We start from the raw sequence: 12301 nt of genomic DNA, 5'->3' as shown, positions 1-12301 counted from the left end.
AAACCGATCGGACCGGAGGGCCGATGCCGCTCTTCCGTAAAGACGGCCGATGCCGAAATTCCGGCTGCGGCTTTTTCGGGGTGATGCAACCTATCCTATTTTACTATCACTAAATAGATAGTATAACTATCGCCGTGAGATTGCTCCGACACGAGGGACGCTGGAATGGCCGTAAAATCATCGCTCTCTGATATCGATGCCCAGATCGAGAAGCTGCGCGAGCGCAGACGAACGCTAATCGTAAAATCCGCCGAGCGGTTTGCGCGCGCCGCGACAAAAACGGGATTGGCGGAAATGGAGATCACGGAGGAAGAACTCGACGCGATCTTCGAACAGATTGCCGCGCGATTTCGCAAAGAGGAGAAGGAGGGGACTGCTGGCGCAACAGCTTCGTCGCGTCGACAGCCAGGTGGCGGGTCTGGAACGACGGCGGAGGTTTCTCATGACGAATGATCGCAAACGAGAGGCCCGCGAGAAATTCCTGCTCGGTGGCATCATCGTCAGAGCGGGTCTCGCGGGGGCCGACCGAGCGTTTCTGCTTGGTGGCCTAACGGAACTGGCAAGCGTCGTGCCCGGCACCGACGAGCATCGGCGGCTGCGCGATATCGGTGAGCAAGCCTTCAAGGCGACTTCGCATGATAGAGGATCATCTCACATCGAGGAGGCGGCGAAGTGGCACTAAAGGAAAGACTGCATCCCAGCCTGCTGCTCGTTCTGGTGCCAATTGCCGTCACCGCCTTTGCCGTCTACATCGTCGGCTGGCACTGGCCGAAGCTTGCCGGCGAGCTATCTGGAAAAACATCATACTGGTTCCTACGAGCCTCGCCCCTGCCCGCGTTGTTGCTTGGGCCGGTCGTCGGATTATTGACCGTTTGTGCGTTGCCGCTGCACCGGCGAAGGTCGATCGCGATAGTGAACCTTGTCTGCTTTCTGTTCGTGGCCGGCTTCTATGTCCTGCGCGAGTTCGATCGGCTCGCGCCGTACGTGGCGAGCGGTGCGGTCTCGTGGGACCGGGCACTCTCCTATCTCGACATTGTCGCCGTCATTGGCTTGGTGGCCGGCTTCCTGGCGGTGGCGGTGGGCGCGCGCATCTCCACGGTTGTTCCAGAACCGGTGAAGCGAGCCAAGCGCGGGATCTTCGGGGACGCGAACTGGCTGTCGATGGCCGCGGCGGGAAAGCTGTTTCCGCCTGATGGCGAGATCGTCGTTGGCGAGCGTTACCGGGTCGACAAGGAAGTCGTTCATCAATTACCTTTCGATCCGAACGATCCAGCAACCTGGGGCCAGGGCGGCAAGGCATCGTTGCTGACCTACAAACAGGATTTCGATTCAACGCACGTGCTCTTCTTTGCCGGGTCAGGTGGATACAAGACCACCAGCAACGTTGTGCCCACGGCGCTGCGTTACACCGGGCCGCTGATTTGCCTCGATCCATCGACCGAGGTCGCGCCAATGGTGGTCGAGCATAGAACCCGCGCGCTCGGCCGCGAGGTAATGGTGCTCGATCCGACGAGCCCGGTCATGGGCTTCAACGTACTCGACGGCATCGAGAAATCGAAGCACAAGGAAGAGGACATCGTCGGCATTGCTCACATGCTTTTGTCGGAGAGCGTGCGCTTTGAAAGTTCGACTGGCTCCTACTTTCAGAACCAGGCACACAATCTGCTGACCGGTCTGCTCGCCCATGTCATGCTGTCGCCCGAATATGATGGGCGACGGAACTTACGCAGTCTCCGGCAGATCGTATCCGAGCCAGAACCCTCTGTGCTCGCCATGCTGCGCGACATCCAGGACCATTCGGGATCGGCCTTCATCCGCGAAACGCTGGGCGTCTTTACCAACATGACTGAGCAGACCTTCAGCGGCGTCTATTCCACGGCCTCTAAGGACACGCAATGGCTGTCGCTCGACAGCTACGCGGCGCTTGTCTGCGGGAACGCGTTCAGGTCGAGCGACATCGTAGCGGGCAAGAATGACGTGTTCATCAATATTCCGGCATCGATCCTGCGCTCCTATCCGGGTATCGCCCGCGTGATCATCGGCTCGCTGATCAACGCAGTGGTGCAGGCCGATGGCACCTTCAAGCGCCGTGCGCTGTTCATGCTCGATGAGGTCGATCTGCTCGGCTACATGCGGGTGCTGGAAGAGGCGCGTGATCGCGGCCGAAAGTACGGAATCTCCATGATGCTTATGTACCAATCGGTCGGACAACTGGAGCGGCATTTCGGGAGGGATGGCGCGACGTCGTGGATCGACGGCTGTGCCTTTGCCAGCTATGCCGCGATTAAAGCGCTCGACACGGCCCGCAGCGTCTCGGCCCAATGCGGCGAGATGACCGTCGAGGTGAAGAGAGGCTCACGCGTCATTGGCTGGGGCCCAAAAAACGCAGGATCGCGCCTATCCGAAAGCGTCAATCTCCAGCGCCGACCGCTGATCATGCCGCACGAGATCACGCAGTCGATGCGCAAAGACGAGCAGATCATTATCGTGCAAGGTCATAGCCCAATCCGCTGCGGGCGCGCGATATATTTTCGGCGGAAGGACATGGATCAGGCAGCCAAGGCAAACCGCTTTGTCCGGATTTAACCTTCCACGCCAAGCCAACAATTACCCGTGCTTATTGCCCCGGCCGACATCCGGCTTGAGTGACGTCAGCACCGCCGATACGAGCCCGAGTTGTCTTCGTGACGCGAGCGGTAATGTCCTTGCCGACCCCTCGCCCTTGGCAAGGATCTTAAGGTCGACGCACAAGTTCCTCATCTGGCAATTTTCGCTCTGGTCCAAATCGGGTTCGAGCGCGGTGGAAAAATCGAGCGGGATGTAGCTTAAAGCAATCGCAGTGAGTGTGTGCTGCGCTTGAACGCGCTTGCTCTACCCGATGCTCTCGAAGCCGTTCACCAACCCGGAACGTCCGATCTTTCGGCAACTGGTGTGCGGACCTGTTTGGTCTGAAGAGCGAACCATCGGCAAGGTTTGCCTGCGTCGAATTATTCAGGCAAGCGCTCGTCCTCGACCAAAAGACGTCGACGGCACTTACGAAGTCCGCAAAGAGGCTGTTGGAAATGGTTTCGATGGTTCCGACCGAGCGCGCTTCGGACGCGCATCAGGGCTCATAGTCGTTAATGTTGAGGAGGACCAAGCGCGGCTTGTCGCCCTGGGTGATCGTTACTGACCAAGACAGGGGGCGATGATGTCCCCGGATTTCCGGGAAAAATCGCTCGTCGCATAGGAACCCGAGCGCGGGTTGGCGATCTGCTATATTCTTGGATTTGCCGTAAATGCGAGCCTGGCGAAAGCCTCCCTAGAAGGGAGGCTCGCTGCTGACGCGGCCCTCGAGCTCGGCTACGATGACCTCAAGCTCCGCATAGGCCTGTTCCAGTTCGGCCTGGATCTGGGCGCGTTCAGCCGGGTCGCAGCAGTTCAGCTCGCGGCGCAATTCCTCGATGTGGGCTTCCAGTGCAACCGTCATTTTCGTCATCTCCTTGGCTGTTGGGAAAGATGACGCCGCCGGCCGCGAGAATTGGGCCGGGTCAAGGATCGCGAATGCGACCGGCGGAGCCGGCGAGTGGGGGAGCCGGAATGCGGAGCATTTCGGGGGGACCGCTCGTCCTTTAGGCGGCACGATTCCTCGCGGCAGACTTGGCGATCTGAGCAGATAGTTTTTCATCTCGTGTGGCAGGATAAAAGAACAGGTGCGGGCTCGATGCCCGTCCTGTTTCTGGGTACAAACGTGGGCATCCCGCTCGGGATCGGTCGCATTCAGAACGAGCGGGTGCCGGTCCCGATTGATCGGGACCGGCGCTGGTGGCTCAGTTTGGGTTATTCCAGATGATCACCTTGCGGTTCGGATCGCCGCCGGGAGCCTGTGCGAGGTTGCCGAAGATCACGCCGATCTCTGGAGCCTCCAGTTTCACGGAGAGGTACTCTTCTCCGGTCTGGCGGGCGATACGGTTCCACGCCGCGCCGATTTCGAACCCGGTCTTTCGGTGGATGACGCGATAGTCAGGGGCCTCTTCGCTCGTTTTGTTGGCGTTGGGGACGATAGCGATCGGGGCGTTCACTCGGATGGTGGCGAAAACGCCTTCGAGAGTGCCATCGGTCTTCTGCGTGAGAGCTGCGATCGTGGTGGCCATAGTATTGTCTCCTTCGGTTGCTCGGGACCATTCCCGATAGCGCGCGAGGAGACGGCCGATCTGCTGCGGTCATCTCGCACAAATATTCTGCTAAATTCCATGTTCTGCTCAAAAAAACGCGTGCGCGTTTGTCATGCTTGCTGGAGGAAAGCATCCGGTGCCCAGCAGTGATCCAAAAATGGAATTTTGCAGAATATTTGGGTGAGACGTACCCCTTCAGGGGTTGACCGGAAAGGCAGGCGGTCGGCTAAAGGGCGATGTAGAAGAGGGAATGATCTAGTGCAACCGACGCCGGCGACAGACCGTTCCGGCCACCCGCCGGCACCTCATAAGACCGCGGCACATTTCAACTGGGCACGCCGCCCAACGATACGCCCGTCCCGGTCTCTGCCCATTGGAAGCAGCGAGCAGCACGGACTGCCGCCAGATCTCTCGGATGCACATTGCGCGGTCGCGGTGACCACATCGCCCGCAAACTGGATTGCAAGTCTCCGCCCCGGCCATCGCCGGGATCGACAAACGAACTTCAACGATGCTGCCCCTAGCCGCGTTGCCGCGTCAGACGCGCGCCAATTGCCATCCACCGTCCTGAGCGACCGACGTCGTACCGCGCGGCCAGGAGTTACGGCTCGAGGTCACGCCCCTCGCGTTCGCCAGGCAGCCGATCGCTCCGGCGAAAAATTTCTCCTTGTTCTTTTGACACGTGAGGAAACCATCTTTGCGTCGAGGTTGCTCATCGACCCATGTTCGCTCGCAACCTCGAAATCAGCACGAAGCGGGATATCCCACATCGACTGAGCCAGACGGATTCGCTGCCGGCCGGGTGACATCGCCGATTGCCCATTTCTGTGGTTGCTTCCCCGATTATGTCCCGGAGCTGGAGCGACTTCGGCCCCGCCCAATCTCATCGATTCGCAAAGGTCGCTATGGCGCTCCGATTGCAGTGCGTTTGAAAGCCTTGCTGCGATCCAGCAGTACGGGCCCTCGGCGACCCGGCAAGTCGCCGAACCTCCGATAGCGCTAGGAATCGTTGTGTTTTCAGTAGCGACGGATGCTTTCCTTCCAATTATCATGCTCCAGGGATTGGGATGAAAGCCAGCGCCACGTGAAGGTGGATCGACGTCGCATCCATGAAGACGCTTGCCAATGCTGCGGCGAGAAATTTACTTTTGGCACCGCCTTCATCTCCGTGGCGACAGCATAGGGCGCTATCCCTTCCACTTTATACTATCTTTTTTGTTATAGTATAACCGAAAAATCCATGCTACATCGTCACTGACCCTTAGGGCCTATTGAATGGGAAGCGGAGGCGAATGTGCGACGGTTTCTGATCGGCGACAGGCTGTTCGAGGAGGCATCGAGCGAATTCCGGGCTCTTCTTCCACGTGCTTATGAACAGGGGCTTCGGCCATATTGCCAGTGCAAGGAGCCGCCGGTTGCGATGTACATCGCGCGGCTCGATGAGCAACACCTCGTCAAACGCATGCCGCTTTCCGGGCGCAATCATGACCCGGCTTGCCCATCCTTTGAACCTCCCTATGAATTGTCCGGGCTCGGGCCTTTGATCGGCAATGCGATCCAGGTCGATGCGAACGGGCGAGCAATCTTGAAGATCGATTTTTCGATGACGAAGAAAGGTCCACGAGCGGCCGCATCTCGATCGGCAGGTCCGCAAGAGTCCGCCATTCGCAATGAGCCACAGAAGCTCTCGTTGCGCGCAACGCTGCACTACCTGTGGGAAATGGGAGAATTGACCGAATGGCAGCCCTCCTGGACTGGAAAGCGCGGCTGGGGTCGGGTTCGCACGAGCCTCATGAATGCCGCGTCGCAGATGACGACCCGCGGCGGACAGCTGAGCGATATGCTGTTTGTGCCGGAGGCGTTCCATCATGAGGACAAGGAAGCAATTGCCGCACGCCGAGTAACCGCGCTTTGCGGTGCGCAAGCGTCCGGGACAGGACCGCGCAAACTGATGATCGCTGTTGCGGAAGCAAAGGAGTTCATCCCCGCACGCGTCGGACACCGGATCGTGGTGCGGCATCTGCCCTTTCCCTTCATGCTTGAAGACCAAGCATGGAGGCGGTTGAACGCCAGATACGAAACGGAACTTGAATTGTGGCGTGCGAACGACGAATTGCACCTCGTCATGATCGCGACGTTTGGGATTTCGGCATCCGGGGTTGCAGCCGTCGAAGAAGTCGCGATGATGGTGGTGAACGAGAACTGGATCCCACTCGAAAACGTCCATGAGCGCCATCTTCTGAACAGACTGGCAGGGCTGCGACGCAAGTTCGTCAAAGGCTTACGCTTCAACCTCTCACACGAGCAACCAATCGTGTCGGTCACCTTGCCGGAACAGCGACCCTGCCCGGTTGCGATGTTTATCGTGTCGGCCGGTGCAGGTGGGAACTACCAGCGGGCATTGACGGAAATGATCGAGGCACGACCGGAGATGACGCCTTGGATTTGGTACATTGCCGAGGGAGACATGCCGCAGTTGCCGTGATCGTCAGAATGCCGGCTGCGTTGCCTTTGCTCGGACAACGGTGGTGGCAAGCTTTTAGATGATGAAGGAAGGCGCAAAGGGAAACGGACGGTTCGCAGAGTTCACGAACAAATCCAGGTTCTGCGGACAGCATCAGCGCACTTCGCCATGGGCTACAGCTCCCTTTCTTGTCGGCAACTTTTTATCGGTAGAGGGTGCTAAGCAACAGAGATGCCGTCATGCGGCGAGCCGCCATAACTTGCTTTGCCGACTGCCTTTCTTCAGAAAACTCAAATGTCCGATTGCCGCGACGACGGCAACCGGCAATTTCAAACACCGCGCCCCTGCCGCCGCCGTCGGCGCACCCATCACCTCGCATTTTCGCTCGCGAGGTGATGATCCATGGCATTTTCTCTTGAAAGGGACGCCTAGCCGGCGCCCCTTGCCTCATTTTGCTTGTCTTGTTGTGCATGCATCCAGTCGGCAATCTCCTGCGCTTTGCTGGCAGCAGTGAAGATGGCGCGCTTGTCGGAATGCATCACGTCGATCCACGATGCAATATAGCGGGCATGGTCCGGACGCGGCTCGACACTGAGGCCCAGATCGGCGCAAATCATTGCACTCAGGAGCTCGACCGTGCATTCCTCCATTGCATAGGCGGCCGAGCCGAAACGTCCAGAGAGATCGCGGTTGAGACGGTGGCTGGCGCCAGATGCATGGCCACATTCGTGAAGCAGCACCGCGTAGTAGGCGACCGCATCGCGGAAGCACGCGAACCTTGGGATCTGTACCTGATCCGTAGCCGGGCGATAGTAAGCTTGCGAGCCGCCGTGGCAGATATCAATGCCGAGGGCCGCGCAGAACCGTTCGGCCCGGTTGATCCGCTTCGCTTCCGGCAACACCGGGCTCTCGGGCGGTGTGTAGCCGTCAACCTGGGCGCAGTTAAAAACCGAGTAGCCACGAGCAAACATGGACCGGGCGGGTTCGTCACGATTTGCGTCGTCGGCTTGGTCCTCCGTTTTGTCGCGATCGTGGGTCTTCCAGAACACGACAAGGTGACCGTGCTCGCCCTTACGAACCTGAGCGCCGAGCGCTTGCCATTGGTGGTAAGTGCCCCAGATCCCGGTGGGATAGCCGGCCGCGTGGGCCGCAGCCCAGAGTGAGAGGATGTTGACGCCGCGATAAGTCCTGCTTGAGGCGATGTTGACGGGCGTGGTGATGGCCGATCCGTCGTGATGCCAGGGCATTCTGTAGTCACCGGCGCCGGCCTCGATGGCGGCGATAATCCGGTTAGTGACGCGCTCGTAGATATCGACTTGTGTTTGGCGTCTGCGATCTTTGGTCATTGGTGCCTCCTTTAGCTCGCCCCCTCCGTCGAGGGCGAGGCGGCAGGGGCAGGCGCGGGAGGCCGGCCCGTCACACCCTGTTCTCGGTGCTTGTGCGGAACAGGGTTGATGGGCTGGCAGCGTCTGCCACAACCGAGCCATGTCTCGACGGGCGTGCTGAAGGAGAGGCCGATCATGATCGACGCCCGAAAAGTCCGGGCTCTTGCGCCACATCAACTGGCCTCGTCTGGCGGAGAGTGCTTGAGGAGACACCCCTGGCGACAAGATCGGGTCGGGCCTGTCGAAAGTCCTCGATGACGATAGCCCCCTACGGCGACCTCCAATGTCAGGACATGGATGTGCTTACACGCATGCGGTGAGGCCACATTTTCGATCGCCTTGGCCCGTGCAGGGGCGGCCGTGGTTCGGCTTCGAGAGCACGGACGCACTCTTTAGGGGCTCTCCGAAAAGACCGTCTCTAACGCGCTAAGGGAGCGTGGAGATCGTGGCATTCCCCTTCACCGCACCGTTTGCCGTCACCTGGTTAACACCGCCTCGTCTGCATGACTGCGGCCAGCGCGCGCTTCGTTTTGAGGGAACTCGGGGGCGATGGCCACCCGCGACGCCGTGTCGCTCGCCGGCTTGAGCGCGCTTATCGCGGCCCATCAGCGGTACTGATGAACCGGTGTACGCGCCGCTTGTCGCGCACAATGGCTTCGCCCATTCATGGGCGTGGGTCGATCGAACACGGGCCTTCATCCTCGGCGACTGGGACACACCTCAGTTCGCAGGGCGGTTTTTCTGGCTATCGGTGGGCGGTTAGGACTTGTGATCTCGGAAGCGGGAATGAGCACACTTGATGATCCCGCCTCTGGGTTTTAGACGGCGCTTACCGTTGCCGGCGCCCTCGCCAACGGAAGAGACATCGGCGGCAGCCAAAGGTAGTCGGCGTGGGAAATAAGCCGCCGCAAGGCTGACCTTGGAAGGACACAGCACGCTTTGTACGGGCTCGATCCGGCAGATTGATCTACGGTGCTTTTATTTAACCTTGGGCCGGCCAGGCGTAGAACCCGCGCACCGCTTCAGATGGCCTTCGTGGGGAGACGGCAGGATTAGGCGGCATCACTGGGACGGCGATCAGGATTTCCGATTTGCGTAAATTGCGATCGACGGCTGAATTGAGAGCACAGGTACCCTTTGCCGTTGACCACGGATGTACTGGCATCGGCATGGTGCGATCACGAAAGGTCGGGTTTAACCCGGCCTTTTTGTTGGATGACGCTTTTCTTGGTCCTGTGCCCGCCGTCATTTTGCCATTTCAAACCAAAACCACCGATCCCCCTCGAGAAGTTGCTCTCGATAAAGAATAGGCCCGGCGGACATGCCCGCCGGGCTCATTATCAAGTCAAGAGATCCGATCAGGCTCGCAGTTGCTCCTGCGAATCCCGCGTTTGCACCTCTTCCATTTCGCGTTCGCGCCTATTGTGGCGAATGGACGACCAGAGCGAGATACCGATGAGCGCAGCACCTCCAAGGCCGGTGATGACTTCCGGAATGTGGACCAGCGTCTGAAAGTACATGACCACCGAGAGGACCAGGATCGCGTAGAACGCGCCGTGCTCCAGGTAGCGATACTCGTTGAGCGTTCCCTTCTCAACCAGCATGATCGTCATCGAGCGCACATACATGGCGCCGATGCCGAGGCCAATCGCAATGACGAAGAGGTTCTGCGTCAACGCAAAGGCGCCGATGACGCCGTCAAACGAGAAGCTGGCATCGAGAACTTCGAGGTAGAGGAAGGCGCCGAAACCGCCCTTTGCCGCCGCATTCATGGTCTGCTGCGAGGCATCAAGCAGACCGCCGACCACCTCAACCACGAGGAACGTCAAGAGGCCGTAGATCGCCGAATACACGAATGTGTGGACCTCTGCCGGTTCGAGCAGCGTCGAAAAGCTGAGAATGAGGGCGAGAACGAACGCAATCTCGATACCCTTGATGGTCGCAAAGCGCGCCATCTTGGTTTCGATCCACTTGATCCAGTGCACGTCCTTTTCATGGTCGAAGAAGTAGGTCAGGCCCACCATCATCAGGAAGGTGCCGCCGAAGGCCGCTATCGGCAGATGCGCGTCGTTCATGATGCGCGCATATTCCTCAGGCTTGCTTGCCGCCAGAACGATCGCTTCGATCGGGCCGATCTTCGCCGCGATGACGACGATCAGGAGCGGAAAGACAATACGCATGCCGAAGACGGCGATGATGATGCCCCAGGTCAAAAAGCGATGCTGCCACTCGGGCGTCATGTCCTTGAGCTTGTTGGCATTGACGATGGCGTTATCGAACGACAGCGAGATTTCAAGCACCGCAAGCACGGTGCAGATGAAGAAGACGGAGGCCATGCCACCGATGGTGCCGGTCGACTGCCAGCCCAGCCAGGCGCCGAGCACAAGGCCGACCACCGTGACGATGAAGGCCCAGGTGAAATAGCCGAGCGCGCTCGAATGCGATTGAGGCTGGTTCATCGACGTGCCTCCTTCGCGCGGACGACGCCGGATTCGGTGAAAAGATGGGGTTTCAAAACAGAAATGCGCACGGCCAAAGGGGCACATGCGTGAGGCATGAGATCAGTTTTCATGAGAGCTAATCCGCCGGCTAATTTGCTGGCGGTACCGACATCACGAGAGCGCCGTAAAAACTCTCGCCAGAGGGGCCCGGCACCAGTGTTCGACCCGCGATCCGATGTCTGGACGGCGGGCACGCTTGACTAATTAGCAGTGTCGGGCGGAACGTCAAGGGGGCCGCCAATCGCTTTGCTGGTGGATCGCCAAACGGTTGTTACCAAGCCCTGTCTTGGTTCGGCTGCCGCACCAAGCGTCGCCACCGATTCATTCGCAAAACTTATGGTTCCATATGCACTCGGCAATGGATCGGCCGCGCTGAATGTGGCATGGCGTGCGCAACTTATTAAAGGCCCTGACATGACCGTGATCTCCGCCCCCATAACCGCCCCGAACGCCGCCCGTACCGGCGTGCTCATCATGCTCTTGGGGATGCTGATGTTTTCGCTGAACGACGTCATGGGCAAATGGCTGGTGGCGACCTACTCCGTCAGCCAGCTGATGGTGATCCGAAGCGTTGCGGCACTTCTGTTCCTGTCGCCCTTCATTTTCAGGCGCGGCCTGCGCTCTATGTTCCAGGTCGAGCGCCCTGGCCTCCAGGCCCTTCGCTCGCTGCTCTTTGCCATCGACGCTTCCGCCTTTTATTTCGCGGTCGCCTACATGCCGCTCGCCGATACCATGACCTACTGGCTGGCGGCGCCGATCTATGTGGCGGCGGCCTCGCCGTTCCTGCTTGGCGAAAAGGTTGGCTGGCGGCGCTGGACGGCGATCCTCATCGGCTTTGCCGGCGTCTTGATCGCGCTCGATCCCTCCAAGGAAAGCCTCGGCCTTCCGGCCTTGATTGCGCTTGCCGGCAGCACCGCCTTCGCATTTGCCCTCATGCTCGGTCGCACGCTCCGCTCCACACCTGACACGACGCTGGTCTTCTGGCAGATCGTTGGCGCGCTCATCTTCTCGCTCGTCGGCGTTGCCGCCAATCCCTCCGGCTGGGCGCCGGTCGATGGCGAAGCGCTGTTGCAACTCGGCGCGCTCGGCATCGTCGCGATGCTTGCGCATATCCTCGTCAATCGGTCGCTGAAGCTCGCCGATGCCGCGACCGTCGTCCCGCTGCAATACACGCTGCTCTTCTGGGCCGTCGTCTTCGGCTGGTTCTTCTTCGGCGACACACCGCGCCCGACCGTGCTCGTCGGCGCGGCATTGATCGTCGCCTCGGGCCTCTTCATCTTCTTCCGCGAACAGCAGCTGAAGAAGCGGAGCGCAAAAGCCTAATCTCCACCAACTCGGCGGGGTTCCATCATCGGCGACACTCTGCTACGCCGCCGAGGTCCAAGCTTGAAGGAGATGCCCATGGCCAAAGCGATCCATTCGATGATCCGTGTTCTCGACGAGAAGCGATCGATCGATTTCTATCGTGTGGCCTTTGGGCTCGAAATCGCCGAACGGTTGGAGTTCGAAACCTTCAGTCTGGTCTATCTCAGCAACGAGGAAAGCGAATTCGAGCTTGAGCTGACGGTCAACAAAGATCGGACCGAGCCCTATGCGCTCGGTGACGGCTATGGTCATCTGGCGGTGTCGGTCGACGACCTCAGCGCCGAGCACCAGCGCCTGACGGACGCTGGTCTCAATCCGGGCAAGATCGTCGACTTCACCCGCGATGGCGCGCTGCTTGCCCGGTTTTTCTTCGTGGTTGATCCCGACGGTTACAAGGTCGAAGTGCTCCAGCGCCACGGTCGCTACAAGTAG

The 12301-nt window shown here is 59.5% G+C and carries 10 protein-coding genes and 1 pseudogene; 6 read left to right on the top strand and 5 right to left on the bottom strand.

What is annotated here, in order from left to right; genetic code table 11:
• Window positions 1–165 precede the first annotated feature (165 nt).
• The 3 genes from IB272_RS28545 to traG are packed head-to-tail and all read left to right on the top strand — an operon-like array spanning window position 166 to window position 2586.
• A complete protein-coding gene (locus IB272_RS28545; RefSeq protein ID WP_089045666.1) occupies window positions 166–453 on the top strand; it encodes a TraC family protein in 288 nt (95 codons plus the stop codon).
• On the top strand, window positions 443–682 hold the full coding sequence (locus tag IB272_RS28540; protein ID WP_113079456.1) for a conjugal transfer protein TraD: 240 nt from the start codon (window positions 443–445) through the stop codon (window positions 680–682). Before IB272_RS28545 ends, IB272_RS28540 begins: the two co-directional genes overlap by 11 nt.
• Window positions 673–2586 (top strand): Ti-type conjugative transfer system protein TraG, encoded by a 1914-nt coding sequence (gene traG, locus IB272_RS28535; protein ID WP_113079457.1) that lies wholly within the window; start codon window positions 673–675, stop codon window positions 2584–2586. Before IB272_RS28540 ends, traG begins: the two co-directional genes overlap by 10 nt.
• Before the next feature lie 430 nt (window positions 2587–3016).
• Here the strand turns inward: traG and IB272_RS35065 are convergent.
• The 3 genes and pseudogenes from IB272_RS35065 to IB272_RS28525 form a co-directional block, all read right to left on the bottom strand.
• Window positions 3017–3252 (bottom strand): annotated as a pseudogene (locus tag IB272_RS35065) (prevent-host-death family protein); the annotation flags it as partial.
• A gap of 49 nt (window positions 3253–3301) precedes the next feature.
• Window positions 3302–3469 (bottom strand): hypothetical protein, encoded by a 168-nt coding sequence (locus IB272_RS28530; protein WP_167550717.1) that lies wholly within the window; start codon window positions 3467–3469, stop codon window positions 3302–3304.
• Window positions 3470–3809: 340 nt separating this feature from the next.
• A complete protein-coding gene (locus tag IB272_RS28525) occupies window positions 3810–4133 on the bottom strand; it encodes a DUF736 family protein (RefSeq protein WP_034800240.1) in 324 nt (107 codons plus the stop codon).
• 1315 nt (window positions 4134–5448) lie between these two features.
• On the opposite strand from IB272_RS28525, the gene IB272_RS28520 reads away from it, so the two are divergent.
• On the top strand, window positions 5449–6639 hold the full coding sequence (locus IB272_RS28520) for a DUF1173 domain-containing protein (protein WP_192445538.1): 1191 nt from the start codon (window positions 5449–5451) through the stop codon (window positions 6637–6639).
• 407 nt (window positions 6640–7046) lie between these two features.
• Here IB272_RS28520 and IB272_RS28515 read toward each other — a convergent pair whose 3' ends face one another.
• The gene (locus IB272_RS28515; protein WP_113079459.1) at window positions 7047–7964 is read right to left on the bottom strand and encodes a zincin-like metallopeptidase domain-containing protein; all 918 of its coding nucleotides are present in this window, start codon (window positions 7962–7964) and stop codon (window positions 7047–7049) included.
• A gap of 1397 nt (window positions 7965–9361) precedes the next feature.
• Window positions 9362–10462 carry a DUF475 domain-containing protein gene (locus IB272_RS28510; protein ID WP_034800249.1) on the bottom strand — a complete coding sequence of 367 codons (1101 nt, stop codon included), beginning with the start codon at window positions 10460–10462 and terminating at the stop codon, window positions 9362–9364.
• A gap of 456 nt (window positions 10463–10918) precedes the next feature.
• Between IB272_RS28510 and IB272_RS28505 the strand changes: the two genes are divergently transcribed.
• Window positions 10919–11827, top strand: coding sequence for a DMT family transporter (locus IB272_RS28505; protein ID WP_192445537.1), 909 nt, complete (start codon window positions 10919–10921; stop codon window positions 11825–11827).
• A 78-nt stretch (window positions 11828–11905) separates the two neighbouring features.
• Entirely contained in the window at window positions 11906–12301 is a 396-nt protein-coding gene (locus tag IB272_RS28500; RefSeq protein WP_113079461.1) for a VOC family protein, read from the top strand.

This window comes from Ensifer sp. ENS08, from assembly GCF_014852195.1.
In the GTDB taxonomy this organism is placed as follows: domain Bacteria; phylum Pseudomonadota; class Alphaproteobacteria; order Rhizobiales; family Rhizobiaceae; genus Ensifer; species Ensifer adhaerens.
This window is presented reverse-complemented; position numbering and strand designations above follow the sequence as displayed.

Excerpts from the sequence above, each read along its gene's own strand:
- IB272_RS28545 (WP_089045666.1), top strand. The coding sequence starts at position 166 with ATGGCCGTAAAATCATCGCTCTCTGATATCGATGCCCAGATCGAGAAG.
- IB272_RS28540 (WP_113079456.1), top strand. The coding sequence starts at position 443 with ATGACGAATGATCGCAAACGAGAGGCCCGCGAGAAATTCCTGCTCGGT.
- IB272_RS28530 (WP_167550717.1), bottom strand. The coding sequence starts at position 3,469 with ATGACGGTTGCACTGGAAGCCCACATCGAGGAATTGCGCCGCGAGCTG.
- IB272_RS28525 (WP_034800240.1), bottom strand. The coding sequence starts at position 4,133 with ATGGCCACCACGATCGCAGCTCTCACGCAGAAGACCGATGGCACTCTC.
- IB272_RS28515 (WP_113079459.1), bottom strand. The coding sequence starts at position 7,964 with ATGACCAAAGATCGCAGACGCCAAACACAAGTCGATATCTACGAGCGC.
- IB272_RS28510 (WP_034800249.1), bottom strand. The coding sequence starts at position 10,462 with ATGAACCAGCCTCAATCGCATTCGAGCGCGCTCGGCTATTTCACCTGG.
- IB272_RS28505 (WP_192445537.1), top strand. The coding sequence starts at position 10,919 with ATGACCGTGATCTCCGCCCCCATAACCGCCCCGAACGCCGCCCGTACC.
- IB272_RS28500 (WP_113079461.1), top strand. The coding sequence starts at position 11,906 with ATGGCCAAAGCGATCCATTCGATGATCCGTGTTCTCGACGAGAAGCGA.